This is a genomic window from Ruegeria sp. C12, assembly GCF_056537745.1.
On the sequence record NZ_JBQFSA010000002.1, the window covers coordinates 210,819 to 236,696 of the forward strand.

Sequence of the window (25,878 nt, forward strand, 5' to 3'; positions counted from 1 at the left end):
GCGGCCCCGATGGACCGCCCTGTTCCCAGTATTCTCAGCACCATCGGGGTGCCGGGGGATTTCTGCTGTTCCCGTCAGCGTCCTTTACGCTTCGAGGATGTCGTCATCATCGGCAGCGCCGGGCGGCATGTCGAAATCCAGACCGTGGGCCGCGCGAATCTTATCCTCAATCTCCAGCGCGATGCGGGAATTGTCGCGCAGGTATTGCTTGGCATTCTCGCGCCCCTGCCCGATCCGTTCGTCGCCATAGCTGAACCACGAGCCCGATTTCTCGACCACGCCAGCCTTGACGCCCAGATCCAGCAACTCACCCATCTTGCTGATACCTTCGCCATACATGATGTCGAATTCCACCTGCTTGAACGGCGGTGCCACCTTGTTCTTCACAACCTTCACGCGGGTCTGGTTGCCGACCACCTCGTCGCGGTCCTTGATCGCGCCGATGCGGCGGATGTCCAGACGGACCGAGCTGTAGAACTTCAGCGCATTGCCACCGGTGGTGGTCTCCGGGCTGCCGAACATGACACCGATCTTCATCCGGATCTGGTTGATGAAGATCACCATACAGTTCGAACGACTGATCGAGCCGGTCAGCTTACGCATCGCCTGGCTCATCAGGCGGGCCTGAACGCCCACGTTGCTGTCGCCCATGTCGCCCTCAAGCTCGGATTTCGGCGTCAGCGCCGCCACCGAGTCGACCACGACCATGTTCACAGCCCCCGAACGCACCAGCGTATCGGTAATCTCAAGCGCCTGTTCGCCGGTATCGGGTTGCGAGATCAGCAACTCATCCAGATCGACGCCCAGCTTGCGGGCATATTGCGGGTCCAGCGCATGTTCCGCATCGACAAAGGCGCAGACACCGCCACGTTTCTGCTGTTCGGCAATACAATGCAGCGTCAGGGTCGTTTTACCCGAGCTTTCCGGCCCGTAAATTTCAACAATCCGCCCCATCGGCAGACCGCCGATTCCCAGCGCGATATCCAGACCCAGCGATCCGGTCGAGCTTGCGTCGATATCCTGCTTGGCATCCTCGCCCAGCTTCATGATCGAGCCTTTGCCGAACTGCCGTTCGATCTGGGCCAGCGCACTGTCGAGCGCCTTTTGCTTATCCGCGTTTTTCTTGTCGCTCATCGTCAGAAGATCCGCCATTGTCCTGTCGCCTTCCCTTTTGTCACACCCTTTGCCGGGCGGCAATCGCTGCTTTGTTCGCCTCTTGTTCCTTATGGGACCAAAAAGAGAACATTTCAACTAAAACTTACAGAACTTACTTTTGGGCAATTGTGTTAAAGAGTCGTTTACGACACTCTGCCATCATGGTGAAATACAGTTCGGGGCCGATAAATGCTTGTTTTCTATAAAGAACGCCTTGCGTTTTTATCTGTCCCCAAGACTGGCAGCACGGCTTACCACACCGCGTTGGGTGCGCGGGCCGATCTGGTTGTGACCGGCCCGCCCGAGTTGAAACACGCGCCGGTGCGCCGGTTTGATCGGTTTTTTCAGAACATGTACCGAAAGATGTACGACACCGAGATGGAAATCATGGCCGTCGTGCGCGAACCGATTGACTGGCTGGGCAGTTGGTACCGCTTTCGCAGCCGCGAGGATCGGATCGGCCATCCCCATTCGACCCGCGATCTGAGCTTTGATGAGTATGTTCGCGCCTATATGCAGAACCCGCGCCCCGGGTTTGCGGATGTGGGCAGCCAAAGCCAGTTTTTTCGGACCAGAAACAACGGGGTCGGTGCGACCCATATCTTCAAATACGAACATCAGGACAAGATCCTGAGCTTTTTGCAGGACCGGTTGCAGATGGACATCTCTCTGCCGCGCGAGAATGTATCCCCGCCGGGCGACCTGACCCTGTTAGCCGAGACCGAACGAAAGTTCCGCAGCAAACACGCCGAGGAATTCGCAGCCCATGACGCCGCCCTTTGAAGCAAACCTTAAATCTGAGACGCGAATACCCTTGGGCGCTCGCGGGCCATTCGTGTCGCAGGGTAATTCAGGCTAAAGGTCGCACGCTTTAGGCAAGCTGCTGGTGCACGGCTTCGGTTAGCTGGTTTAGTGAAAACGGCTTGGGCAGGAAGGTCGAGTTGGCGATCTGTGGCCCTGAGTCTCCGAATGCACCTTCGGTGTAGCCCGACACAAAGACCACCCGCGCATCAGGCCGGGATTCTAACGCCTTGCCCACCCAGGTCGGCCCATCCATACCCGGCATGACCACATCGGTGACAAAGACGTCCACGATCAGGTCAGGGTCTTCCAGAAGGCGCAGGGCATCCTCGGCCGATTCCGCCTCGAGCACCGTATAGCCTTTCAGGCGCAAGGCCCGGGTTGCAAAGGCGCGAACCGGCGCTTCGTCTTCCACCAGCAGCACAACCCCTTCGCCCTGACGCGCTGATTGGACGACCGGTGGTGCCTCTTCCACCGCCTCCGGGGCCGAGGCCGAAGTGCAGACCGGCAGAAACACGGTGAAATCGGTTCCCCGCCCCGGCGCGCTGTCGACAAAGATGAAACCGCCGGTCTGCTTGACGATGCCATAGACGGTGGACAGGCCCAGCCCTGTCCCCTCACCCGTTCGTTTGGTCGTATAGAACGGCTCGAACACCTTTTGCAGTTTGTCGGCGGGAATGCCGATGCCGCTGTCGCTGACCTTTACAGTCACGTATTCGCCCGGCGGTACACTCGCACGGTCGCGGCGCAGGGGTTCTGTCAGGGCCAGCACCTCGGTCTCGATCCGAATCTCACCCCCATCCGGCATGGCGTCGCGTGCGTTGACCACAAGGTTCATCAGAACCTGCTCCAATTGGCGTTTATCGGCACGCACGGGTTTCAGCACCGGATCATGGCTGAGGGTCAACTGCACCTTTTCCCCCACAAGCCGGTTCAGCAAATGGATCAGGTCCGAGATCGTGTCGCGCAGGTCCAAAACCTCGGGTCGCAGGGTTTGTTTGCGCGAAAACGCCAGAAGCTGGCTGACCAAGGCTGCGGCGCGGTTGGCGTTCTGGTTGATCTGGACGAGATCGGCATAGTCGGGGTCGTTGTGGTCATGGCGCAGCAACAGCAAATCGCAATGGCCCGAGATGGCGGTCAGCAAATTGTTGAAATCATGCGCGACGCCACCCGCCAACTGCCCGACGGCCTGCATCTTCTGTCCCTGCACGAACTGGGCCTCAAGGGTCTTGAGCTCGGTCGCATCGTTCAGAACGGCAATCAGGCAGACCTGCCCGTCATCGATCACCCGCCTCAGCGTCACCTGCACGAAAATCTCTTTGTCATCGCGGGTAAGGCGCAGGAATTCGGACCGCTGCGTGTCTTCTCCGGCCGCGGTCCTTTCCAACCATTCGAGGATCGGATGGCCCAGCCCCTGCATGATGTGGCTAATGTTGGTGTGGTTCAGATGGCTTCCGCCCAGCAGTTTCAGCGCAAGACGGTTGGCTTCCTGAATCGTTCCGTCCGGCAGCAGGCACATGATCGGAACAGGCAGATCGGCAAAGCATGTTCCGACCCCATGGCTTGGTGTCTCGGCCAAAGGCACCAGCGCCAGATTGCGCCCAATACCCGAGCGCGACAGTTGTGTCACGGCGGCAGGCGTCGTGCCGTTTTGTGTTGTGAGTTGCCGAATTCCACCGTCGGGCCCAAGGCTATCCGGCAGAAACTGGTCCATTCTTTCGGGCCGAAATCCCAAAAGACGTTCGGCGGCGGCGTTAAGGTCCAGCACCACGCCGTTTCGCCCCTCGGTCAAAACAGGCAGGGACAGATCCGTCCACGGACCGCCGTCATTGAGATGAAACCGCCAGCAAAACAGGCCGTTTCCAAGCCCGAAAACAGAAACCGGGATGGTTGCGTCATGGGTGACAATATCCTCATGCGCGCGCCCCTGAGCCTGCGCCTGCGATTGAAGGCGCAGCAGAATCGCGGCGGGATTGGCAAAGACCGATCGCAAACATCTGGCCAGGCCTGCACCCGGATCGGCTTGAAACCTTTTTTGGGCCTGTGCGTTCGCGATAAGGATGTCGCCATGCGCGTTCGCGATCAGGCATGGACACGGGTCTTGCTGCGCAAAGGCGGCCATGACCGACGCCATCTGTTGCGCCGAGCGATTTGCCAGCATCGTCTTTGCGACGACGCCCAGCACGACCAACAGCAAGGACCCACCCGACACCCACAAGCCATACATCCAGTCCGAGGACAAAAAACCGGACATCGGCGCCAAGGTCAGAACAAGCGCCACAACAGCCAAAGAGCCTGCGCGCCACGCGGGCGGTGATTTCTGGTCGGGCGGATCAGAAAAAAACTCGGCAGCGTCGGACATGAACGGTTCGGTCAATTGGGCGTTGGGGTATTTCGACCCCAATTTGGTTAATTCCCGCTTAACGAAAATCGAACAACGGGCTTCTACCCAAGGTTGCTATTCGGTGACGCGCTACCGCGTCAAGTGTGCCGTAAAGAATCCATCCGTGCCGTGTGCCACTCGCCACGATTTGCGCAGATGTTCATGCCATTCCGGGTTTGCATTCAGGAACGCGTCAACAACGTCTGCGTTCTCGCTATCCAACATCGAACAGGTCGCGTAAGCCAGTACGCCACCGTCCCGGACCAAAGGCGCAATCGTGACCAGAATATCCGCCTGAATGATGGTCAGTTCTTGCAATCGCGTTTCGGTGAGCGCCCATTTACCCGCAGGCGCGCGCCGCCATGAGCCACTGCCTGAACACGGCGCGTCGGCCAGAACGATGTCAAACGGCTGGTGTCGGGCCAACTCGTCTGACGTTACCAACGTCACTTTGGCCCCGGCGCGCTCGGCCCGGTTGGGCAGGTCCCGCATCCGCGCGGCATTGACGTCATGCGCAAAGACCTCGACCCCTTGATGCGCGGCCAAGGCCAAAGCCTTCCCACCGCCGCCGGTGCAATAATCCAGAACCCGCTGGCCCGACCGCATGTCCAGCGCCGCGACGACCGCCTGGCTCGCGGCGTCCTGCAGCTCGACCAGACCGTCGAGATAGGCCCGGCTCTGCGCAATCTTGCGCGCGCCTTCGGTTACCTCCAAAGCCGTTGGGCAGATCCCCAGCGGGTGAGCGGTTATGCCGTCGGCCTTCAGGCGTTCCGTGGCAAGGGGCAAGTCGGCCTTCAGAAGGTTTACCCGCAGATGCACCGGAGCCCGGTTTTGCAAAGCCTCAGCCGCCGCTATGGCGTCATCTCCAAGCGAAGCCGAGAACCGAGGCCAGAGCCACTCTGGGATGTCAAAACGTTCCGCATCCGTCGTGACCGCGCGCGCAGTCTCGGAGGATTGAACAGGTGCAGGGGCATGTCGATCGCCAGTGAACAGGGTGTCCACATCGCCATCTTTTGCACGGATTGCCCCGATCATAAGCCCGCGCCCGGTGCATGCGCCGCCAAGCGCGGCAAAGGACCGCTTGCAGCGCAGGGCATCAAATACATGATCCCGAACCGCCGCGCGATCTTTTGACCCGGCAAACCGGCTGCGCCGGGCCCAGCCGGTCAAGGCCTTTTCAACCGGCGCGCCATCCAAAATCTGATCCAGAATTTCAATCGAGGCCTGAATGCGGGCTGCAGGTGTCATTGCCTATTCCGTTTCCTGTTACGCGCGGCGCAAATGCAAAACGGCACCCGCTAAAGGGTGCCGTCTGCATCCAAATACCGGATCACATCACCCTGTAGTTGGGGCTTTCACGCGTGATCTGAACGTCATGCACATGGCTTTCCTTCAAACCGGCCCCGGTGATCTTAACGAAATTGCAGTTCTTGCGCATCTCTTCGACCGTGCCACAGCCGGTATAGCCCATGGCCGCCCGCAGACCACCGACCAATTGGTGAACAACCGCGCTGGCCGAGCCTTTGTAGGGCACCTGCCCCTCGATCCCTTCAGGCACCAGCTTGTCATTGGCGGCGTCCTTCTGGAAATACCGGTCCGCAGACCCACGCGCCATCGCGCCCAGGCTGCCCATGCCACGATAGGATTTGAACGAACGGCCCTGATACAAGATCACCTCGCCCGGGCTTTCGTCTGTCCCTGCGATCATCGAACCAACCATGGCGCAGGACGCACCCGCCGCAATCGCCTTGGCAAAATCGCCCGAGAACTTGATGCCGCCATCGGCAATCACCGGAACGTCCCCGGCGGCAGCCGCACAATCCATGATCGCGGTCAGCTGAGGCACGCCAACACCAGCCACCATCCGGGTGGTACAGATCGATCCCGGCCCAATGCCAACCTTGATCGCATCCGCCCCCGCATCGATCAGCGCCTTGGTCGCATCCGCCGTGGCCACGTTGCCTGCGATGATCTGAACCTCATTCGACAGGGTCTTGGCCCGTTTCACCGCATCCAAAACGCCTTGCGAATGGCCATGGGCGGTGTCGACAACAATGATGTCCACACCCGAATCGACCAGCAACTCGGACCGTTCAAATCCGGCATCGCCAACCGAGGTTGCTGCCGCGACGCGCAGACGTCCAAGGGTGTCTTTACAGGCAGTTGGGTTCAGGACCGCCTGTTCGGTGTCTTTCAGCGTCAACAGTCCGGTCAGCTTGCCTTCACCATCGACAACCAGAAGTTTCTCGATCCGGCGAGCGCGCATCAGGCTTTTGGCCTCTTCCAGATCCGCAGGCTCTTGCAGCATCGCCAGATTGTCCGAGGTCATCATCGCGTGGATCGGCGTGTCGTCCGAGGTCGCAAAGCGCATATCGCGGTTGGTCACGATGCCAACAACACGGCCCTGATCGTCCACCACAGGAAAACCGGTGAAATTATACCGCTGCACCAGCGCCTGCGCGTCAGCCAGCGTCTGATCCGCGCGCAGCGTGACCGGGTTGTAGACGATCCCCGATTCGAACCGCTTGACCCGGCGCACTTCGCGGGCCTGTTCCTCGACCGAGAGGTTCTTGTGGATCACCCCGATGCCACCCGCCTGCGCCATCGCAATCGCCATGCGCGCCTCGGTCACCGTGTCCATGGCCGAGCTGAGCAGCGGGATGTTCATGGTGATCTGCCGCGTCACACGCGTGCTGGTATCCGCCGTTGCAGGCAAGACCGAGGATGCCCCCGGCACCAAGAGAACGTCATCAAAGGTAAGCGCCTCACGAATCTGCATCTGTTCACCCCATGCAAAAGCCCGTTTGGCGGTGACCCTATTGCATGGATCAACCCTAAGGAAAAGCCCCTGACCCCAAGTTGTTGCCAAATGTCGGGGAATGCCGCGCCCAAAACGACGCTGGTTGATCAAAACCTGCCGCTGAATGGCCTTTCCCTTTGCGCATAAACTCATATCTTGCGCCGCATACGCGCGAATACAAAGGCAGGCCATTCATGACCACCGACCCTCTTGTCGTCTTCACCCCATCCGGCAAACGCGGGCACTTTCCCGTCGGCACCCCGATTCTGACCGCAGCGCGCCAGTTGGGCGTCGATCTGGATTCGGTCTGCGGCGGGCGCGGTATCTGTTCGAAATGCCAGATCACGCCAAGCTATGGCGAGTTTCCCAAGCATGGCGTCACCGTATCCGAAGACGCGCTAAGCGAATGGAACGCGGTTGAGCAGCGCTACGACGACAAGCGCGGCTTGAAACCCGGTCGGCGTCTGGGCTGTCAGGCATCTGTTCAGGGCGATGTGGTGATCGACGTCCCGCCCGAAAGCCAGGTACACCGCCAGGTCGTCCGCAAGGCCGCCGCCGCGCGCGCCATCACCATGGACCCGGCGACGCGCCTGTATTTTGTGGTGGTCGAAGAGCCCGACATGCATTCCCCCACCGGCGATCTGGAGCGCTTGGAACGCGCCCTGCGCCAGCAGTGGAACATCGACGCCGTGACCGCCGATCTGTCGCTGATGTCCAAGCTGCAACCGGTTCTACGCAAAGGGAAATGGGAGGTCACGGTCGCCGTCCACAAAGGCCACAAGGACACGGTGGGCCGTATCGTCGAGATCTGGCCCGGCCTGCATGAACACGGCCTCTATGGTCTGGCCATCGACCTCGGCTCGACCACAATCGCCGCGCATCTGACCGATCTGGAAACCGGCGAGGTCAAGGCGTCCTCGGGCCTGATGAACCCGCAAATCCGGTTCGGCGAAGACCTGATGAGCCGTGTGTCCTACGCCATGATGAATCCCGGCGGCGATGCCGAGATGACCAGGGCCGTACGCGAGGCGATCAACGACCTGACCACCTCGATCGCCGAGGAGGCCGGGATTGACGCCGCGCTGATTGTCGAGACGGTGTTTGTCTGCAACCCGGTCATGCACCACCTGCTGCTGGGCCTCGATCCGGTCGAGCTGGGACAGGCCCCCTTTGCGCTGGCGACGTCGGAATCCATGTCCCTGCCCGCGCGAGAGATGGACCTCACCGCGATGAACCCGCGCGCGCAGGTCTACATCCTGCCCTGCATCGCGGGCCATGTGGGCGCGGACTGCGCCGCCGTGGCCCTGTCGGAAGAGCCGGGCAAATCCGAGGATCTGGTGCTGATCGTCGACGTGGGCACCAATGCCGAGATTCTGCTGGGCAACACCAGCCGCGTTTTGGCCTGTTCCTCGCCCACCGGGCCTGCGTTCGAGGGCGCTCAGATCAGTTCCGGCCAGCGCGCCGCACCCGGTGCCATCGAACGGATCGAGATTGATCCTGTCACAAAAGAACCCCGGTTCCGCATCATCGGGTCGGACAAGTGGTCCGACGAGGACGGCTTTGACAAGGACATCGGCACCACCGGCATCACCGGCATCTGCGGGTCCGGCATCATCGAAGCCGTTGCCGAGATGCGTATTGCAGGGCTGCTGGACGAAAGCGGCCTGATCGGGTCGGCCGAGCAGACCGGCACCCCCCGCTGCGTGCCCGAAGGCCGCACCCACGCTTACCTTATCCACGACGCCAGCGCCGAGGGCGGCCCGCGCATCACCGTCACCCAAGGCGACATTCGCGCCATCCAGCTTGCCAAATCCGCGCTCTATGCCGGTGCACGTTTGCTGATGGACGAGATGGAGGTCGACCGCGTGGATCGCGTCGTTCTGGCGGGCGCGTTTGGCGCCCATATCTCGACCAAACACGCAATGGTTCTGGGTATGATCCCGGACGCGCCGCTGGACAAGGTCACAAGCGCGGGCAACGCGGCTGGCACCGGTGCGCGGATTGCGCTCTGCAACATCGGATCGCGCGCCGAGATCGAACGGGTCGTGCGCGAGATCACCAAGATCGAAACCGCCATCGAGCCGAAGTTTCAGGACCATTTCGTCGCCGCCAACGCCATCCCGCACAAAATAGACCCGTTCCCGGAACTCGGTCAGGTCGTCACCCTGCCCGCGCCCAGCTTTAACACGGGCGGCGCAGACGCCGATACAGGCGGTGGCCGCCGTCGCCGACGCCGGGGGTAAACCCAAAAAGACCACGGTCGCGATCTGCTTCGAATTTAAGGTCGCGACTCCGCGCGCAAGTGTACCAGCGAACGGCAGTATTTTGGTCCGATGGGGAAAACTCTGGAGCGGGTAGCGGGAATCGAACCCGCGCGTTCAGCTTGGGAAGCTGACAGGCTACCATTACATCATACCCGCCGCGTGGAAGTGGATAGCACCACCGGGAACCGGGGTTCAAGCGGGATTGTCACCCGGCTCGGCTCAAAACTCACTCGGTCCGCGCGCGCAGGCTTTCGATCAGCGTCTCATCGACATCAAGCGCCTCGCACGCGGCATCCAGTGTTTCGCTGTCCAGATGGCGCGGGTTCAGGTCAACGTCCTTCGAAAATGCATCAACAATAGCCTGCATTGCCTTGATACGCGCATATTTTTTGTTGTTTGCCGGTATCACGTGCCAGGGCGCGTTCTGGGTCGAGGTGCGGGCCAGCATCTCGTCCACGGCCACCTCTGTCTCGGCCCATTTTTCGCGGTTTCGAAAATCTTCGTAGGTCAGTTTCCAACGTTTAAGCGGGTTTGTGAGCCGTTCGGTAAATCGCTCCATCTGCTCATCCTGCGAGATGTGGAAGAACAGCTTGATGATCCGCGTGCCATCGTCAGTCAGCATCCGTTCAAAGGCGTTGATCTCGTCATAAGCCGCGCGCCAGCGATGTTCGGGCGTCAATTTTTCGATCCGTTCGACCAGAACACGCCCGTACCAACTGCGATCAAAGGCCGAGATTGCGCCCGAAGGCGGCAGACGCTCCCAGAATCGCAACAGGTAGTGGCGGTTGAGGTAATAATTCCGCGGCGCGCCGATGGGCCAGACCTTGAAGCTGCGCGGGTCCAGCGCCTGGCTGATCCGTCGGATCGTGCCGCCCTTACCCGCCGCGTCCCAGCCTTCAAAGACGATCACGCCTTTCAGGCCATGGAACAGAAACGCCTGCTGGACGATGGCCAGCTTGGCCTGCAGATCGATCAACTGGTCGAAATAGTCCTTCTTTCCCAACTTACTGGTCAGATCCGCGTCCGAGAGTTTCGGGGGGTGATGTTTGGACATAGTGACCACCTTTTTCGTGCCGACGCCGTCGTCACTGTTCCCGGAACAGGTCCATATTGCAAGGAAATGCGCGGCTGTTAGGTGTGGTGGTCACTCAGAGGGTATTCCCGACTTACCTCTGAAACACGTGCTTATCCGGCTGTGGTCAAATCCTGCGCCAACATCAGGGCATTGTTGTCCGGGTCGTAGAATGTTGCGGTGCTGACCATGCCTTCAATGGTTTCGGTTTCGCCATCGAACCGCACTCCGGCCCCTTCCAGCGCAGTTCGGGCCGCTGCAATGTCGGCCACGCCGAATACCGGAACGGTGTTGCCCGGCGCTGGTTCTGCCTGCTCGCCCAATCCAAGGGTCACGCCTTGGGTCTTGGTTTGCATTTCGCTCCACCCGGCTTCGTCAATGTGGTGGATCAATTCGAAGCCAAGCTTTTCGCCATACCAATCCGCGCTTGCATGACGATCACGAACCGAGATTGCGAGCGTAATCGTGTTGTCCAGAGAAATCAGGGCCATTGCGCTTTCCTTATGTCTGAAATTATATTAACTATACTTTATGGACATTGCGACACTTGTCAAGCTGACCTCTAGGGCGTGGTCGTTGAACATTCTGGCAGCGCTGCATTCTGGGGTTCCGGGCCGTCAGGCCCCGTTGCTTGCCGCGACCAGTGCAAGCCGGACGTCCTTTGCCGCCAGTCTGGATCATCTTTTTCAATTGGGCCTGTTGGAAAGAAACCCGGGTCACGGTCACCCCCTGCGACCCGAGTTCAGATTGACCGCAGAGGGCGTGAAGGCCGCCGAGATCGCAAGCAGAATTGTGGCGACCGTTCCTGATGAGACCGAATTCACCTTGCTGAGGCGCAGTTGGTCAGTTCCGATACTGGCGTTGACGGAAACCCCGCAGCGCTTTTCGACCATGAAAACAACGCTGGCCTCGGTCACCGATCGCGCCCTGTCATCCGCCCTGCACCAATTGGAAGAGCGTGAGTGGATCCAGCGGGATATCGATCTATCCGCTCGGGCACCCTTCCCCACCTATTGCGCAGTGAACACCGGGGGCGAGATCAACCGGGCCATCGGGCTTCGGCATTGACGAAAAAAGGCCGGGCAAATGCCCGGCCTCTGAAATTTGCGATAGCCTTTGGATCAGGCGCGGCGGCGGCGGCCACCACCACGGCGTCCGCGGCCTTCGCCCTCAGCGCCGGGCGCTTCGGGCGCTTTGTTGAACCGGATCCACTCGCCGCCATGCGGGTCATTGTTGGTCAGCAGGTTGGCGGCGCGGATGGCTTCCATTTCCTTACCGGCGCGCGGCAGGGTGGAACCCAGACCGAACATCTGCACGAAGGTCTCATCATCCATGCCTTCGGGCAGGATGATGCCAGCGGCGGCAACGGCCTCTTTCTTCTCGGCGATCTTCTTCTGTGTCACCGGCAGAGCCACCGGGTTCATGATCGCCGAGGTCATGCCAGCACCCATAGCCATCGGCAGGAAGGCGTTGTTGATACCGTGACGGTTCGGCAGACCGAATGAGATGTTGGACGCACCACAGGTGGTGTTCACACCCAGTTCCTCACGCAGACGACGGACCAGAGCGAACACCTGCTGACCGGCTGTTGCCATTGCGCCGATTGGCATGACCAGCGGGTCAACCACGATGTCATGTGCGGGAATGCCGAAATCGGCTGCACGCTCAACGATCTTTTTGGCGACGTCAAAGCGCACATCAGGGTCTTCCGAGATGCCAGTATCGTCGTTCGAGATCGCCACAACCGGCACATTGTACTTTTTGACCAGCGGCAGAACCAGTTCCAGACGTTCTTCTTCGCCGGTGACCGAGTTCAGCAGCGGGCGGCCTTCAGCCGCTTCAAGACCGGCTTCCAAAGCACCCGGAACCGACGAGTCGATGCACAGCGGCACGTCAACCAGCCCCTGCACCAGCTCGACGATCTTGGTCATCAGCGGCGGCTCGGTCTCGTTCGGGTTGGGGTTCGAGTTGTAGACAACGCCCGCGTTGATATCCAACACGGTCGCGCCTGCCGCAACCTGTGCCAGAGCGTCTTTTTCCACGGTCGAAAAGTCGCCCGCTTCCAGTTCGGCCGCCAGTTTCTTGCGGCCTGTGGGGTTGATCCGCTCGCCGATCACGCAGAACGGTTCGTCAAAGCCCAGAACGGCAGTTTTTGTTTTTGATTCTACGACTGTACGGGTCATATCCGTTCCTTAGGAGTTTGCAGGCTTTGCCGAAGCGCCGCCGTTATTGATCGCCCAGTTGGCATTGGTCTTGATGCCGCCCAGCGGGAAGAAGTGGACGTTGGTGATGTTGAAATCCGGGTTGGCCGCTTTGTGGTTGGCCAGTTCGGTGATCACATCGGTCGGCTCATAGGGCAGCAGCAGCTTGGACACGTCCATGGCGCGTTTCTGCAGAACCTTCAGCGAGGGGCCAACACCGCAGGCGATGGCAAACTTGATCAGCGTCTGCAGCTTGGCCGGGCCTGCGATACCGATATGGACCGGGATGTCGATCCCCGCCTCTTTCAGGCTGTCGGCCCATGCGATGATCGGCTTGGCGTCAAACGCAAACTGAGTGGCCAGAGCCATTTCCGCGTCGGTGGTTTCGCTGAACTTCTGTTTCCAGCGCAGCGCATCGTCGACATTCTTGGTCGAGCCGTCCGGGTCGATGTCCTTGTTGCCCTCCGGGTGACCGGCAACATGCAGGCGCTTGAAACCCGCCTTGTCGAACAGACCGGATTCCAGCAACTGCATCGAGCTGTCAAAATCACCATGCGGATTGGCAACGCCACCAGCCAGCAGCAGCGCCTGCTCGACGCCCGCTTCGCCCTGATACATGGAGATCCAGTTCTCCAGCGTCGCCGCGTCCTTGATGATACGCGCCGGGAAATGCGGCATGACCGGGTAGCCTTCAGCGGCGATACGCTTGGCGGTCTTCACCATGTCTTCGATGGGCGTGCCCTCGATATGGGCGATGTAGACGCGCGTGCCTTCGGGCAGCAGCGCGCGGAAATCTTCGACCTTTTCGGCGGTGCGGGGCATCACCTCGATCGAATAGCCCTGCAAGAAGGCTTCGACGGTCGGATTCACCGGCCCGTTTTCGACCGCATCACGTTTCTTGAAGTTCAGCAAAGCCATTGCGGCCTCCCATAGCTGTCTCGGGCTCATGCCCAACCGTCATTGGCGATCAGCGCTTTGATGCGGTCCTGATCGTATTCCGTTTCCAGACGCACGGCCTGCGCCTCGGCAATCTCGGACGGGTCGCCCTCAACCGCGAAAGGCTCGGCCTTGCGCCATTCGGCCAGATAGGCATCACTGTCCTTGGCGTTCACCTTCATGGCAGCCCGGTCGATGGCTTGCTCGAACCGTTCTTCCAACTGCCGCTTGGCCCCACGACGGCCCTTGCCGACGATGACCTGAGCGGGAATGTCGCGCCAGTAAACGATGGTGACGTCAGGCATTGCTGTGATTCCTCCTAACCCGATGGGGCGGTTCTAAACTTCAATCTGGGCTCGGGTCAGTCGATTTTCGACACCCAACGCTTTCCAAACGACGTTTTTGCCCAGGGTGGTGTACCGGGCTTTTACACAGTGCCCCTGCAATTGCGCATATCATAATCCTCAATTCACTATGAAACCGCTTCATAAAACCAAAAAGCCCCGGACGGGAAACCGCGTCCGGGGCATGTTTTTAAGGGTCCAGAGGGGTTAACCCACCAGCCCGCCATCTTCGCGAGTCACCGCGATGATCGCCGAACGCGGCACTGCATCGCCCCCTTCGGGCCAGTGGCTGTTGCCGTCCTCGCCCGGGTGCTGGATGCCCACGAACATGGTGCGGCGATCCGGAGACCAGCTGAGGCCGGTGATTTCGCATTCGTTCGGACCAACCAGGAAGCGGCGGATTTCACCGGTGACCGGGTCACCTGCCAGCATCTGGTTGTTGCCCTGCCCTTCGAAATCGCCTTCGTTGCCATAGTTGCCGTCGGTTTGGATCCACAGCAGGCCGTTGCTGTCGAATTTCAGACCATCGGGCGAGTTAAACATATTGTCGGCGTTGACGTTGTCCGAGCCACCATAGGCATCCTGATGCACATTGGGGTTACCCGCCAGAACATATAGATCCCAAGCAAAGCCCGAGGCAGTGTGATCGCCACCGTCCGGGCGCCACCGCACGATCTGGCCGTAATTGTTGGCCTCGCGCGGGTTGGGACCGTTGACCGAGGTGTCGTCACCCCCGGCATTCGGTTTGACGCCCCGGTTCTTGTTGTTGGTCAGACAGCAATACACCTCGGCCACGTTCGGGTTGGCAGCAACCCATTCCGGGCGGTCCATGGTGGTCGCGCCAACGGCGGAGCCTGCCTGACGGGTGTGGATGCTGATCTCGGCTTGCGAGGCCAGACCCGTTGTCTCGGGCGTCAGATCCAGCCACTCACCGGTGCCGTCGTCATTGAACTTGGCGACCGACAGGGTTCCGTTTTTCAGCAGGGCGTTGGTGTCCACGCCAGCGGCATAGACGCCGTCCGAGACAAAGCGATACAGGAACTCGCCGCGTTCATCATCGCCCATATACACGACAACACGACCATCATTGTTAACGACCGCTTCGGCGTTTTCATGCTTGAATCGGCCCAGGGCGGTCAGTTTGCGCGGGGTCGAGTTGGGATCGGTCGGGTCGATCTCAACCACATAACCGGCGCGGTTCGGCTCGTTTGGGTTTTTCGACACATCAAAACGGTCGTCGATCTTGGCCCAGCCATAGCCCCAGTCGCTGGCCGAGACGCCATAGCGCTTCAACTCAGCGCTGACCTCGTGGTTTTCGTCTTCTGCCGAGAAGTAGCCGTTGAAGTTCTCTTCGCAGGCCAGGTACGTGCCCCACGGGGTCATACCGTTGCCGCAGTTGTTCCAGGTGCCTTTCGACGTGGTCCCGGTCGGATCAGCAGCGGTTTTCATCAAATCATGAGCAGCTGCGGGGCCGGTGATCGTCATATCGGTCTGCGGCGTGATGCGGCGGTTATACGGGCTGTCCTTGACGATGCCCCATGTACCGTCGGTGTTGGCGATCTCAACCACGGTCACGCCGTGGGCCATCATGCCCTTGGCGACGTCGTCGTCCGAGGCTGCTTTGGCATCGGGGTTGTTGCCCCACAGAATGTCGCGGTTGGTGTATTCGTTGTTTACCACCAGCAACACGTGCCCGTCGTGATAGAACACGTCCTGACCATCGGTATTGTCGCCAAAGGCGCGCTCCTGACTGGCAGCCGTCCCACGGGTCGCGTGATCGAATTCGGGCGCATCAGACCACAGCGGGTCGCCCCAACGGACCATGACCTCGGCCTTGTAGCCCGGCGGTACGATCACGTCGTCTGCGGTGGATACAGGGATCGCCTCGAACGAGAACCGGTCCGCCGCTGCGCGCGCGCCAGAAGGAATAAGCGCGCCACCAACGGCGGCGAAGCTGCCCATGGCCAGAACGCCGCCCAGGAATCCGCGACGCGACAAGGCGCGTTCGACCACGCGATCAAATTCACATTCTTCGGGACGTGGGTTTACGACCTCATCGTATTCATCAAAGGACAGGGTGCGTTCGTCTTTCATGGCAATCTCCGTATCTGGCTGAAAGCTGGTAGAGAATCCCGTATCGGGGATCCCGCGCGGGGATCGCATTCCAGTATGAACGCTGTGTGACACCCACGTTAAATTCAAAATTGAAATCACTTGCGCGTCGGCGATCCCCCGCCTAGGGTCAAATTAACTCGAAAATCGGAGGGCGTGACGAATGGCGCCCAAGCGTCCCAAAGGTGCGGGCGCGTTCCCGAAGGCGGTCGAAAGCCCCGCGCCGGCAAGACCCGATCCAGATGCGCTGTATGCCGCGCTGGATCTGGGGACAAATAGCTGCCGCATGTTGATAGCCCAACCCAAGGGTAGCGGGTTCCATGTGGTCGACAGTTTCTCCAAATCCGTGCAGTTGGGCGCGGGTCTGGAACGGACCGGGCGGCTGTCCCGGGCCTCGATGTCGCGCACCGTTCAGGCGCTGCGCATCTGTCAGCAAAAGCTGAAACGCAACAAGGTCAAACGCATGCGTTTGGTCGCCACCGAAGCGTGCCGCCGCGCCAAGAATTCGCGCGATTTCATCCGTCAGGTGAAGCGCGAAACCGGCCTGACGCTTGAGATCATCCAGCCCGAGGAAGAGGCGCGTCTGGCTGTCATTTCCTGCGCGCCGCTGGTTTCGACCAAGACCGAGCAATTACTGGTCGTCGACATAGGCGGAGGCTCGACCGAGTTGGTTTGGATCGACATTTCCTCGGTTCCGCGCCGCGACCGTCCGGCGGCAATCATGCGCCTCCACAATGGGTTCCACACTGCCGACAGCCCGTTTCCCGCCGCCAAGGTGGTGGATTGGATCAGCGTTCCCTTGGGCGTCGCCACGCTGCGCGATCAGTTCAACGATGTCGAGGATGACTCGGCCCGTTTCGCCCTGATGAGTTGGTTTTTCGAAGAAAATCTGGCCGATTTCGCCCCCTACAAGGACGAACAGGCCCGCGCCGGGTTTCAGATCGTCGGCACCAGCGGCACTGTGACCACAGTTGCGGCGTCCCATCTGGGGCTGAAACGTTATGACCGGACCAAGGTGGACGGTCTGCGCATGACCAGCGATCAGATTGACAAAGTCATACGCGGGTATTTAGAACTCGGCCCTCACGGGCGCCGCCGCGACCCCCGGATCGGGGATGACCGGCAGGCCCTGATCATGTCCGGCTCGGCCATTTTGCAGGCGCTGCTTAGATGCTGGCCCACCGACCGCCTTTCCGTGGCGGACCGGGGGCTGCGCGAGGGTCTGCTTTATGCGCAGATGAGTGCGGACGGTGTATTGGAAGACGGACCGTTCTGATGGCGAAGACACCGAGTGGCAAAAACACTTCAGGCCGTGGGCAACGCGACCTGAAGGTCAAGGTGAAGACTGCGCGCGGGCGCAAGCTCAGCTCGACCCGCTGGCTCGAGCGGCAGTTGAATGACCCCTATGTGAAACGCGCGCAGGCCGAGGGCTATCGCGGGCGCGCGGCGTTCAAGATATTGGAACTGGACGAGAAATTCCGCTTCCTGGTACCCGGTGCCCGTGTGGTTGATCTGGGCTGCGCGCCCGGCGGCTGGCTGCAAGTGGCCGTCAAAAGGGTGAACGCGCTGGGCGAGAAAAGTGGCAAGCGGATCGGAACGGTTCTGGGCGTTGACCTGCAAGAGGTTGAACCGGTGGCCGGAGCCACAGCGCATGTGCTGGATTTCATGGAAGATGACGCCGATCAAAAGGTCAAAGACTGGTTGGGCGGCAAGGCCGATGTGGTGATGTCGGACATGGCCGCCGCCTCGTCGGGCCATAAACAGACTGACCATCTGCGGATCATGGCGCTGTGCGAAACGGCGGCTTATTTCGCCTTTGACGTTCTGGAAGAAGGCGGCACGTTTGTTGCCAAGGTTCTGGCCGGAGGGGCCGAGGGCGATTTGCAGAAGCTGTTGAAGCAGAAATTCGACAAGGTTGCCAACGTCAAACCGCCCGCATCGCGTTCAGACAGTTCCGAAAAATTCGTGGTGGCAACCGGGTTTCGCGGCTGAACTTAATCTTCCAGCGAGATCTGGCCGGGCAAACGCTGCTCTCTCAGCGATGCGGTTGCGATGCCTTGCAGCATCAGGCCCTCTCCGTGGTTCAGATCAACCGGCTTTTGCTCGCGCAACTGCGCGATCCGCTGGTCAAGCGAGACCCATTTCCCCCGTGGAATGGGCAGTTTCTTTGAATGCTCTGACATATTGTCACCTTTGACTACGCCTTAGCCCGACACCCTCGATCTAAGGGTTAACGTCAGAATTTGCCTGGAAAATGGCGCGATACGGGCAGGCAGATGCCAATGTTATGGCCCGATTTGTCTGGACAATTCTTGCAGGTTTGGGTCATCCGGTATGCGCCCTAGGCCTTCTTTCACTACCTCACGTGCTGCATCCGCCCCCCGGTTGATCTGCGCCAGTTGCACAAGCATCGGCCAGGCCTCGGCCCGTTGCGGATCAAGCGTGACAACCTCGCGAAACGCCCGTTCGGCGGCAGGTGCATTGCGGAAGGTCAAGGCCATGCCGCCCAGCACCATATGGGTCTCGGGGAAATCCAGACGGTTGGCAATTGCGCCCTGCCATTCGGACATCGCCTGCCCGGCCAGGGCCTGCTGATCCGGTGTCAGGGCTTGGGGCGGAGTGTTCAGAAACTCTTTCGCCGCCGATATACGCACATTGCGCAACGGATCAGATAAAAGCGGCTCAAGCCGCTGCACCTGATCGACGAGGGATGCCTGTCGCTGCAAGGCGACCGCATTGGCCCGTATTAGCGGGTCGGCATCCGCCAGCAGCGCAACTGTCGCCTCTGCCACGTCTGCAGAGCCAAACGGTTGCAAAAGATAAGCTGCCGTGGCCCGGACGATGCCCGGCTGTGCGGGGTCGAGAGCAATGGCCAGCAACCCTTCGGGGCTGTCTGCCTGCCCCGCCATCGCCGGGGCAAAGGCCGACCCGAAATGCGGGCCGCGATGCGATGAATTCGGAAACCATTCTTCAATCCGGGCGATTGCCCATGGCTGATCCCTGTCCACATGGCAATCGGTGCAGGCGTCCTGTCCAAGCCCCAAATCCGGGCGCGGCACGCGGAAACTGTGATCGCGGCGACCATCGACGCCCATATAGACACGTTCGATCATATGACAGGTTTTGCATTGCGCACCCACGCTGTCCTTGGGGTGGTGGTGATGCGCAGGCGTGTCGTATTCCTTGCGAGCCAAAGTCGGAAAATCGGGGTTGCCCGCCGGGGAATGGCATTGCGTGCAAACGCCATTGCCATCGGCCCGCAACTCGGCGCTATGGGGTTCGTGGCAGTTCATACAGCCAACGCCCTGCGCATACATCTTCGATTGCAGGAACGAGCCGTAGACATAAACCTCGTCCAGTATCTGCCCGTCCGGGTGATAGGTTCCGGGCCGCAGCAGGGCCAGATTATAGGCATCGTGATAAGGCGTGCCGGGCAGAGGGTTGCCTTGCTCATGCGCCTCGCGCCGGGAATGGCACCCGGCGCATTGCTGGATTTCCGCCTCGGTCTGGCCCCTGCCCCATGACATCAGAAAGCCAGTGTCGCTTAATCCTTCTGCAACCGACTTCCCGCCAACCCAGTCGATATGCGCCGAGCCCGGACCATGGCAGGCCTCGCACCCCACACCGATTTCGACCTGACGGGACTGATAGGCTCGGCTTTGAACGTCATAGTTCTTTTCGAACCCCGTCGCGTGGCATTCGGCGCAGCGTGCGTTCCAATTCTTGTACGGCCCGGTCCAATGCAGCCCGTCATCCGGCGGCAGGTCCTGATCGGGATAGAGGTGGAACCAACGCTTGTTTTCGGTGTTCCAGACCACATCAAAGCTCTGCAGTCGTCCGGGTTCGGTTTCGAACAGATATTGCTGTAAAGGCTCGACCCCGACGACGGAATGCACGTCATAGCTGTTCGTTACGCCATCTTTTTCGGTCACATCCGCATAAGGCGTCGCACCACGATAGCCAAAACGGACCGACATGCCGTCATGTTCGAACACCGTGTCGTCAAAATCCGCGACCAGCGCCCCGTCTTCAACCCCGGTCCAGGCCAAAGCGTGATGGGATTGGGCCCAGGCGACTGTTTCCTCGGTATGACAATCGGCGCATTGCTCGGATCCGACATATGATGGGGTCTGAGCGTAGGCGATCCCGGGTATCAACACGGAAACCGCAAAGACGAGCCACTTCATGCGCCGTTATCCTCGCTATGCAGATCCATCAACGCGCCGTTATATTCCGCGCCCAGGATCAGGATCGCCGCGCAAAGGTACAGGAAGATCAGCGCGGCCATGGCCCCGGCCAGACCAGCATAGGTTGCGCTGTAGCTGGCGAATTGGGCGATATAGATCGAAAAGGCCCAGCCGCCGCCGCCCAACAGCAGCAGGGTCAGCACCACACCCGGAAGGATCTGCATCACCCGGTGGCGCCGCGTCGGCAGAACAAGATGCGCCAGCAGAATGGTCGCCACGGGCACGGCCACGGTAAAGGTCCAGCGCAGCCGGTCCACCGAAAGCCAGGTCGAGACATCCACATCCGTATGCTCGGACACCAGCGTTGTGTAGACGGGCAGCACGACCTCGACCGCGGCGACGATCAGAATGGCGGCCCCACCCAGAATGACCAGAACGATACACAGCAGCCGCGTCTTCCAGAAGGGCCAGCTGTCATGGTCGTGATAGGCCTGATTCATCGCAGCCCGTACCGCCGCCACCCCGTTCGAGGCAAAATAGACCGCCAGCAAACCGCCGATCGTGATCACGCCCGAGCTTGACCCCTGAAGCACCGCCCGCAATTCGGACACAATCGGGCCAGCCACATCCTGCGGCCAGGCGCCGAAAATCAGGTCGATCAACTCGTCCGTCACATAGCCTTGCGACAACGTCCCTGCCAGCGCCACGGTGAACAGCACAAATGGAAACAGCGCCATCATCATAGACATGGCGACATGGCTGCTCATGACAAAGCCGTTTTTCTCGCTGAACCGCCGAAACGCCAGAAACAGCGCTTTGATCAGACGGCCGGATAGTAGAATCGATGGTTGCGACATTCTGAAACCCTAGCCCGCCCGCAGCCCCGGTAGAACCCGGGAAGTCGTAAATCCCGATATATAAATAACTGACTGCATTGCATAAACTTACCCGGCTGTGCAGGATCAGGACAACCCGACCCGCTTTGCATGCGCCCGCCCTATCATAGTTCAGGTTTGTGAATGACCCTTGATCCAAACAGCCCGAAAGATCGCTATCGCCCCAGCCTGTCCGTGGTACGCGACAGCTGTATCATCGCAGCTCTGGTTGTTTTGGGGCTGTATGCCGGATCCGCTTTTCTGATTCCGTTGACGATGGCCCTGTTGATCAATGTTCTGATCATCGCGCTCAGCGACCGGGTCATTGCGGTGACCCGAGCCCCCGTCTGGCTGGCCAATATTGCCGGAGTAACTGTGGTTTTGGCCGGTTTGTTCATGATCATGTATATTCTGGGCAGTCAGGCGACACAGTTCGCCCGCAGCATCAACACGTATGAGACCCAGTTCGATGATGCGGTGAACCGCGTGGCGGGGCTGGTGGGCAGTGATGTCACGACCTTCATTCGCGACAATCTGGTCAGTATCGACATGTCTTATCTGGCGCGGCTGTTGCTGGGCAGCGCGACCTCGCTGCTGAATCAGTTCTTTCTGATCAGCCTTTATGTCGCGTTCCTGATGGCCGAACGACTGGCCTTTCGCAAGAAAATCCAACTGGCCGCAGGCAACCCCGAAACCGGCAAAGAGTTTTCAGCGATGCTGGATGCAATTTCATTCAGCCTGCAGCGCTATGTCGGGGTTAAAACCCTGATCAGCCTGATCACGGCGGGCATCAGTTACACCGTCTTCCGCATCCTCGGACTGGAGTATGCCGAGACTTGGGCGGTTCTGACCTTTGCGCTGAACTTCATCCCTTCAATAGGGTCGATTATTGCCGTGGTCTTCCCGGCCATGATCGCGCTTGTGCAATTCGAAAGCATCGGCCCGTTTCTGGTGGTGGTTCTGGGCTGCGGCACCATCCAGTTCCTGATCGGCAATTTCGTAGATCCGGCGATGCTGGGCCGGTCGCTGAACATGTCCACGTTTCTGGTCGTTCTGGCCCTGATGTTCTGGACCACCGTCTGGGGCCTTATCGGAGCGTTCCTGAGCGTGCCGTTAACCGTTTGCATCCTGATCGTATTCAGCCACATCCCCGCCTTGCGCCCGGTGGCCATCCTGATGTCGCTGGACGGGCGACTAGGGGATGATCAGCCCTGACCTCAGCTTTGGCAAAGCGCGATCAGAGCCGGGCGGTCCTGTAGCTTGAGGCGCCCATAGCCGCCAGCAATCAGGCCCTGTTTGATCAGCCGTTGCAGCGTCCGGTGCAGCGTCGGCGGGGATACGGCGATCATCGCGGCCAGTTCCTCTTGCGAAACCTGTAGCCAGCCGTCGGCGTCTGCGGCAACCTCCTCCAGATGCAGCAACCGCAGGATCAGACGCTTTTCCGTACCCGTTACGCCAAGGTTGGCAATGATCCGCAGGGCTTTTTGCATGTTTTCATGTGACAACACATAGAAATCGCGCAGGTATTCCGGGTTTTGCTGCACCATCCTGTCCAGCATGGCCGACGGAAAAAACAAGGCCTCGGTGTGCTTTGTCGCGACCACCCCAACCAGCCGGTGCGCGTTGGCAAACAGCGCCAGATCACCGACCCAGAACCCACGCCCTTCCTGATGCAGAACGTACTCCTGCCCGTCATCCGCAGGGGTGGTCAGCCTGACACCACCATCCAGCACGCCATGAATGCCGTCTGCCGGATCACCGTGGTTATACAGCGCTTCTCCGGCCTCATACCTGCGGTGTACGGCGCAGGCCATCAACGCCGTTCGGAACCCGGCAGACCGGGTTTGCAGCCAATTTGAATCTTGCAACGGCTTGAGATCAGGTTTGTTTTTTAACATCGGTATATTTGAAAATCATCATGTGATAAGTTTTGGCCCATGCTGTTGGCCTAATTTGGTGCCAAGCGATTCCTGCGCAAGCTGGGCTTGAACAGGACGTTTACAGCTATCCGCAGAGTAGTCGATCCGGCTCTCGACGTTAAAGCACAAAAAATTCTCTCGGGCGGTTCTGCCCGCAAATTCAGGAGCAAGACATGCGACCTTCTATTCAATTGGTGGAACACTGGCGTACTGGGATACGCCGCGCAGCCGTCGGTGCGCTTTCGGTGCTTTTGGCCCTGCCCGCCTGGGCGCAGGATCAAAAGCCAAACATTCTGGTCATCTGGGGTGACGATATCGGTCAATCCAATATCTCGGCCTATACGATGGGCCTGATGGGGTATCGCACACCCAATATCGACCGTGTCGCCAAGGAAGGGATGATCTTTACGGATTACTATGGCGAGCAGTCCTGCACCGCCGGGCGGTCGTCATACATCATGGGGCAATCGGTTTTCCGCACCGGCCTGTCCAAGGTTGGTCTGCCCGGCGCGAAAGAAGGCATGCAGGTCGAAGATCCTACCATTGCCGGCCTTTTGAAAGACCATGGCTATGTCACCGGTCAGTTCGGCAAGAACCATCTGGGTGACCGGGATGAACATCTGCCCACAAACCACGGATTTGATGAGTTTTTCGGCAATCTCTACCACCTGAACGCCGAAGAAGAACCCGAACACGAAGACTATCCCGGTGACGCGATCCTGCCTGACGGACGCACCTTCCGCGAAGCCTATGGTCCGCGCGGCGTAATCCGCTCCTCCGCCGGGGGCGAGATTCAGGACACAGGTCCCCTGACCCGCAAACGGATGGAGACGGTGGACGAGGAAACGCTGGAAGCCGCTGTTGAGTTCATTCGCGAAGCCAACGCCAACGGGACGCCGTTCTATGTCTGGTGGAACGGGACGCGGATGCACTTCCGCACCCATGTGAAAGACGAGATGCGGCAGCAGGCCAATGAGATCTTTGGCGGTCCGGCGGACGAATACACCGCTGGCATGATCGAACATGACATGCATGTTGGCCAGTTGCTTGACCTGTTGGACGAACTGGGCATCGCCGACAACACCATCGTGCATTACTCGACCGACAACGGACCCCACTACAATACCTGGCCCGACGCCGCCTCGACCCCGTTCTGGGGCGAGAAGAACACCAACTGGGAAGGCGGCTGGCGCGTGCCTTCGATGGTGCGCTGGCCCGGACAGATTGAGGCTGGTTCGGTCAACAACGAAATCGTGCATCACATGGACTGGCTGCCGACCTATCTGGCCGTTGCCGGTGACCCCGAGATCAAGGACAAGCTGAAAGCAGGTTATTCCTCGCCCGCGATGGGTCGCGACTACAAAGTGCATCTGGATGGCTACAACATCCTGCCCCTGCTGACTGGTGAGACCACAGAAAGCCCCCGTCGCGAGATATTCTATTTCACCGACGATGGCGATCTGTCGGCGTTGCGCTTTGACGACTGGAAACTGATCTTCCTTGAGCAGAAAGCATGGGCAACCTTCCGTGCGTGGATGGAGCCGTTCACCGAACTGCGCGTGCCGATCATTGTCAACCTGCGCCGCGACCCGTACGAGCGTGGCTATCGCACGTCGAACACCTATTACGACTGGATCCTCGACCGGGCGTATTTCCTGGTGCCGGCGCAGCAATATGTGGGCAACTTCCTGAGCACCTTCCAGGAATTCCCGCCACGCCAGAAAGCCGCCAGCTTCAGCCTGGATCAGGTGATGGAAAAGCTCAGCACACCGACAGGCAACTAAGCTCGCCTGCCACTCAGGGGGCCGCCGATGATGGCGGCCCTTCCTTTATTGACCGGAGTAATTCTCATGCTGCGATTAACCGCTGTTGTGTCCGCACTTGTCCTGCCCCTGATGGCACAGGCTGACCCGCTGCCAAGCTGGCAGGATACCGATGCCCGCACCCGGATTATCGACTTTGTCCAGGGCGTGACCGATCCGGATGGCCCCGACTATGTTACCCCATCCGACCGAATTGCCGTGTTCGACAATGACGGCACCCTTTGGGCCGAACAGCCCGTCTATTTTCAGTTCATTTTTGCCATGGATCGCCTTGCGGACATGGCCGAACAGGATCCGTCGATCCTGACAACGCCCGCCCTGAAAGCCGCAGCCGAAGGCGATCTGGCCACGATCCTGCAAGGCGGGCATGACGCGCTGATCGAGGTCGTCAATGCCTCGCATTCCGGCACCAGCGTTGCCGAGTTTCAGACCGCTGTGGCCCAATGGCTGGAAACGGCGCGCCACCCGGATACTGACTTGCCTTACGATCAGATGACCTATCAGCCGATGGTCGAGCTGCTGCGCTATCTGCGTGACGAAGGGTTCACCACCTATATCGTCTCGGGCGGCGGCATCCATTTCATGCGGGTCTTTGCCGAGGATGCCTATGGCATTCCCCCTCATCAGGTGCTGGGCACCTATGGCAACACCAGTTTCGACCATGTCGATGGGGTGCCAACCGTGATCAAGACGCCGGGCATCGCATTCATTGATGACAAGGAAGGAAAGCCGATCAATATCGAACGCACCATCGGCAAGCGACCGATCCTTGCGGGTGGAAACTCGGACGGGGATTTCGCGATGATGGAGTGGGTTACCGCAGGCGAAGGGCCCAGATTGGGTGTCCTGATTCATCACACGGATGCAGACCGCGAATGGGCTTATGACCGCGAAAGCCCAATTGGCAAGCTGGTCGATGGGTTGGACAAAGGCCCAGATATGGGATGGGTGATCGTGGATATGGCGCAGGACTGGTCTCGCGTCTACACTGGGGCGAACTAAAAAC

General features: G+C 59.8%; 22 protein-coding genes and 1 tRNA gene. 8 read left to right on the forward strand and 15 right to left on the reverse strand.

Annotated elements, in window-relative coordinates:
• Positions 1-84: 84 nt before the first annotated feature.
• Positions 85-1,152, reverse strand: coding sequence for a recombinase RecA (recA, locus tag ACR0C9_RS06250; protein ID WP_170450592.1), 1,068 nt, complete (start codon positions 1,150-1,152; stop codon positions 85-87).
• 192 nt (positions 1,153-1,344) lie between these two features.
• On the opposite strand from recA, the gene ACR0C9_RS06255 reads away from it, so the two are divergent.
• Positions 1,345-1,938 (forward strand): gamma-glutamyl kinase, encoded by a 594-nt coding sequence (locus tag ACR0C9_RS06255; RefSeq protein ID WP_170450590.1) that lies wholly within the window; start codon positions 1,345-1,347, stop codon positions 1,936-1,938.
• Positions 1,939-2,026: 88 nt separating this feature from the next.
• On the opposite strand, the gene ACR0C9_RS06260 is transcribed toward ACR0C9_RS06255, so the two are convergent.
• The 3 genes from ACR0C9_RS06260 to guaB all read right to left on the reverse strand — a co-directional run bounded on the left by ACR0C9_RS06260 (position 2,027) and on the right by guaB (position 7,118).
• Positions 2,027-4,318: a two-component system sensor histidine kinase NtrB gene (locus ACR0C9_RS06260; RefSeq protein ID WP_480780608.1), complete on the reverse strand. Its 2,292-nt coding sequence runs from the start codon at positions 4,316-4,318 to the stop codon at positions 2,027-2,029.
• Positions 4,319-4,429: 111 nt separating this feature from the next.
• Complete coding sequence (locus tag ACR0C9_RS06265; protein ID WP_480780609.1) at positions 4,430-5,587, reverse strand: RsmB/NOP family class I SAM-dependent RNA methyltransferase; 1,158 nt, start codon at positions 5,585-5,587, stop codon at positions 4,430-4,432.
• Between the two features lie 82 nt (positions 5,588-5,669).
• Positions 5,670-7,118 carry an IMP dehydrogenase gene (guaB, locus tag ACR0C9_RS06270; protein WP_170450584.1) on the reverse strand — a complete coding sequence of 483 codons (1,449 nt, stop codon included), beginning with the start codon at positions 7,116-7,118 and terminating at the stop codon, positions 5,670-5,672.
• A 215-nt stretch (positions 7,119-7,333) separates the two neighbouring features.
• Between guaB and ACR0C9_RS06275 the strand changes: the two genes are divergently transcribed.
• Positions 7,334-9,382, forward strand: coding sequence for an ASKHA domain-containing protein (locus tag ACR0C9_RS06275; RefSeq protein WP_170621829.1), 2,049 nt, complete (start codon positions 7,334-7,336; stop codon positions 9,380-9,382).
• A 103-nt stretch (positions 9,383-9,485) separates the two neighbouring features.
• On the opposite strand, the gene ACR0C9_RS06280 is transcribed toward ACR0C9_RS06275, so the two are convergent.
• From ACR0C9_RS06280 to ACR0C9_RS06290, 3 genes are all read right to left on the reverse strand, one after another.
• Positions 9,486-9,559 (reverse strand) — tRNA-Gly (locus ACR0C9_RS06280).
• A gap of 70 nt (positions 9,560-9,629) precedes the next feature.
• The gene (locus tag ACR0C9_RS06285; RefSeq protein WP_170450580.1) at positions 9,630-10,457 is read right to left on the reverse strand and encodes a polyphosphate kinase; all 828 of its coding nucleotides are present in this window, start codon (positions 10,455-10,457) and stop codon (positions 9,630-9,632) included.
• A gap of 131 nt (positions 10,458-10,588) precedes the next feature.
• Positions 10,589-10,966 (reverse strand): VOC family protein, encoded by a 378-nt coding sequence (locus ACR0C9_RS06290; RefSeq protein WP_480780610.1) that lies wholly within the window; start codon positions 10,964-10,966, stop codon positions 10,589-10,591.
• Positions 10,967-11,006: 40 nt separating this feature from the next.
• Between ACR0C9_RS06290 and ACR0C9_RS06295 the strand changes: the two genes are divergently transcribed.
• Positions 11,007-11,543: a winged helix-turn-helix transcriptional regulator gene (locus ACR0C9_RS06295; RefSeq protein ID WP_480780611.1), complete on the forward strand. Its 537-nt coding sequence runs from the start codon at positions 11,007-11,009 to the stop codon at positions 11,541-11,543.
• Between the two features lie 53 nt (positions 11,544-11,596).
• On the opposite strand, the gene ACR0C9_RS06300 is transcribed toward ACR0C9_RS06295, so the two are convergent.
• From ACR0C9_RS06300 to ACR0C9_RS06315, 4 genes are all read right to left on the reverse strand, one after another.
• On the reverse strand, positions 11,597-12,658 hold the full coding sequence (locus tag ACR0C9_RS06300) for a methyltetrahydrofolate cobalamin methyltransferase (protein WP_480581082.1): 1,062 nt from the start codon (positions 12,656-12,658) through the stop codon (positions 11,597-11,599).
• 9 nt (positions 12,659-12,667) lie between these two features.
• Positions 12,668-13,594, reverse strand: coding sequence for a methylenetetrahydrofolate reductase (locus tag ACR0C9_RS06305; RefSeq protein WP_170450572.1), 927 nt, complete (start codon positions 13,592-13,594; stop codon positions 12,668-12,670).
• A 26-nt stretch (positions 13,595-13,620) separates the two neighbouring features.
• The gene (locus tag ACR0C9_RS06310) at positions 13,621-13,917 is read right to left on the reverse strand and encodes a virulence factor (RefSeq protein WP_170373668.1); all 297 of its coding nucleotides are present in this window, start codon (positions 13,915-13,917) and stop codon (positions 13,621-13,623) included.
• A 246-nt stretch (positions 13,918-14,163) separates the two neighbouring features.
• Positions 14,164-16,050: a PhoX family protein gene (locus ACR0C9_RS06315; protein WP_480780612.1), complete on the reverse strand. Its 1,887-nt coding sequence runs from the start codon at positions 16,048-16,050 to the stop codon at positions 14,164-14,166.
• 181 nt (positions 16,051-16,231) lie between these two features.
• Here ACR0C9_RS06315 and ACR0C9_RS06320 point away from each other — a divergent pair, with 181 nt between their 5' ends.
• Both ACR0C9_RS06320 and ACR0C9_RS06325 read left to right on the forward strand, forming a co-directional pair.
• The gene (locus ACR0C9_RS06320; protein WP_170518736.1) at positions 16,232-17,344 is read left to right on the forward strand and encodes a Ppx/GppA phosphatase family protein; all 1,113 of its coding nucleotides are present in this window, start codon (positions 16,232-16,234) and stop codon (positions 17,342-17,344) included.
• Positions 17,344-18,060, forward strand: coding sequence for an RlmE family RNA methyltransferase (locus ACR0C9_RS06325; RefSeq protein ID WP_170450566.1), 717 nt, complete (start codon positions 17,344-17,346; stop codon positions 18,058-18,060). Before ACR0C9_RS06320 ends, ACR0C9_RS06325 begins: the two co-directional genes overlap by 1 nt.
• 2 nt (positions 18,061-18,062) lie before the next feature.
• On the opposite strand, the gene ACR0C9_RS06330 is transcribed toward ACR0C9_RS06325, so the two are convergent.
• The 3 genes from ACR0C9_RS06330 to ACR0C9_RS06340 all read right to left on the reverse strand — a co-directional run bounded on the left by ACR0C9_RS06330 (position 18,063) and on the right by ACR0C9_RS06340 (position 21,112).
• Positions 18,063-18,251, reverse strand: coding sequence for a hypothetical protein (locus ACR0C9_RS06330; RefSeq protein ID WP_170450564.1), 189 nt, complete (start codon positions 18,249-18,251; stop codon positions 18,063-18,065).
• Positions 18,252-18,353: 102 nt separating this feature from the next.
• A complete protein-coding gene (locus ACR0C9_RS06335; protein WP_480780613.1) occupies positions 18,354-20,255 on the reverse strand; it encodes a cytochrome c3 family protein in 1,902 nt (633 codons plus the stop codon).
• Positions 20,252-21,112: a YihY/virulence factor BrkB family protein gene (locus ACR0C9_RS06340; RefSeq protein ID WP_480780614.1), complete on the reverse strand. Its 861-nt coding sequence runs from the start codon at positions 21,110-21,112 to the stop codon at positions 20,252-20,254. Before ACR0C9_RS06340 ends, ACR0C9_RS06335 begins: the two co-directional genes overlap by 4 nt.
• 162 nt (positions 21,113-21,274) lie before the next feature.
• On the opposite strand from ACR0C9_RS06340, the gene ACR0C9_RS06345 reads away from it, so the two are divergent.
• Positions 21,275-22,345: an AI-2E family transporter gene (locus ACR0C9_RS06345; protein WP_170621836.1), complete on the forward strand. Its 1,071-nt coding sequence runs from the start codon at positions 21,275-21,277 to the stop codon at positions 22,343-22,345.
• Between the two features lie 2 nt (positions 22,346-22,347).
• Here ACR0C9_RS06345 and ACR0C9_RS06350 read toward each other — a convergent pair whose 3' ends face one another.
• On the reverse strand, positions 22,348-22,998 hold the full coding sequence (locus ACR0C9_RS06350) for a Crp/Fnr family transcriptional regulator (protein ID WP_480581070.1): 651 nt from the start codon (positions 22,996-22,998) through the stop codon (positions 22,348-22,350).
• 224 nt (positions 22,999-23,222) lie between these two features.
• On the opposite strand from ACR0C9_RS06350, the gene ACR0C9_RS06355 reads away from it, so the two are divergent.
• Both ACR0C9_RS06355 and ACR0C9_RS06360 read left to right on the forward strand, forming a co-directional pair.
• Entirely contained in the window at positions 23,223-24,833 is a 1,611-nt protein-coding gene (locus tag ACR0C9_RS06355) for an arylsulfatase (protein ID WP_170450554.1), read from the forward strand.
• A gap of 66 nt (positions 24,834-24,899) precedes the next feature.
• On the forward strand, positions 24,900-25,874 hold the full coding sequence (locus tag ACR0C9_RS06360) for an HAD family hydrolase (protein WP_480780615.1): 975 nt from the start codon (positions 24,900-24,902) through the stop codon (positions 25,872-25,874).
• The last annotated feature ends 4 nt before the right edge of the window (positions 25,875-25,878 follow it).

Bases quoted from the DNA above. Each gene is read 5' to 3' on its own strand.
- recA (WP_170450592.1), bottom strand. From the start codon at position 1,152: ATGGCGGATCTTCTGACGATGAGCGACAAGAAAAACGCGGATAAGCAA.
- ACR0C9_RS06255 (WP_170450590.1), top strand. From the start codon at position 1,345: ATGCTTGTTTTCTATAAAGAACGCCTTGCGTTTTTATCTGTCCCCAAG.
- ACR0C9_RS06260 (WP_480780608.1), bottom strand. From the start codon at position 4,318: ATGTCCGACGCTGCCGAGTTTTTTTCTGATCCGCCCGACCAGAAATCA.
- ACR0C9_RS06265 (WP_480780609.1), bottom strand. From the start codon at position 5,587: ATGACACCTGCAGCCCGCATTCAGGCCTCGATTGAAATTCTGGATCAG.
- guaB (WP_170450584.1), bottom strand. From the start codon at position 7,118: ATGCAGATTCGTGAGGCGCTTACCTTTGATGACGTTCTCTTGGTGCCG.
- ACR0C9_RS06275 (WP_170621829.1), top strand. From the start codon at position 7,334: ATGACCACCGACCCTCTTGTCGTCTTCACCCCATCCGGCAAACGCGGG.
- ACR0C9_RS06285 (WP_170450580.1), bottom strand. From the start codon at position 10,457: ATGTCCAAACATCACCCCCCGAAACTCTCGGACGCGGATCTGACCAGT.
- ACR0C9_RS06290 (WP_480780610.1), bottom strand. From the start codon at position 10,966: ATGGCCCTGATTTCTCTGGACAACACGATTACGCTCGCAATCTCGGTT.
- ACR0C9_RS06295 (WP_480780611.1), top strand. From the start codon at position 11,007: ATGGACATTGCGACACTTGTCAAGCTGACCTCTAGGGCGTGGTCGTTG.
- ACR0C9_RS06300 (WP_480581082.1), bottom strand. From the start codon at position 12,658: ATGACCCGTACAGTCGTAGAATCAAAAACAAAAACTGCCGTTCTGGGC.
- ACR0C9_RS06305 (WP_170450572.1), bottom strand. From the start codon at position 13,594: ATGGCTTTGCTGAACTTCAAGAAACGTGATGCGGTCGAAAACGGGCCG.
- ACR0C9_RS06310 (WP_170373668.1), bottom strand. From the start codon at position 13,917: ATGCCTGACGTCACCATCGTTTACTGGCGCGACATTCCCGCTCAGGTC.
- ACR0C9_RS06315 (WP_480780612.1), bottom strand. From the start codon at position 16,050: ATGAAAGACGAACGCACCCTGTCCTTTGATGAATACGATGAGGTCGTA.
- ACR0C9_RS06320 (WP_170518736.1), top strand. From the start codon at position 16,232: ATGGCGCCCAAGCGTCCCAAAGGTGCGGGCGCGTTCCCGAAGGCGGTC.
- ACR0C9_RS06325 (WP_170450566.1), top strand. From the start codon at position 17,344: ATGGCGAAGACACCGAGTGGCAAAAACACTTCAGGCCGTGGGCAACGC.
- ACR0C9_RS06330 (WP_170450564.1), bottom strand. From the start codon at position 18,251: ATGTCAGAGCATTCAAAGAAACTGCCCATTCCACGGGGGAAATGGGTC.
- ACR0C9_RS06335 (WP_480780613.1), bottom strand. From the start codon at position 20,255: ATGAAGTGGCTCGTCTTTGCGGTTTCCGTGTTGATACCCGGGATCGCC.
- ACR0C9_RS06340 (WP_480780614.1), bottom strand. From the start codon at position 21,112: ATGTCGCAACCATCGATTCTACTATCCGGCCGTCTGATCAAAGCGCTG.
- ACR0C9_RS06345 (WP_170621836.1), top strand. From the start codon at position 21,275: ATGACCCTTGATCCAAACAGCCCGAAAGATCGCTATCGCCCCAGCCTG.
- ACR0C9_RS06355 (WP_170450554.1), top strand. From the start codon at position 23,223: ATGCGACCTTCTATTCAATTGGTGGAACACTGGCGTACTGGGATACGC.
- ACR0C9_RS06360 (WP_480780615.1), top strand. From the start codon at position 24,900: ATGCTGCGATTAACCGCTGTTGTGTCCGCACTTGTCCTGCCCCTGATG.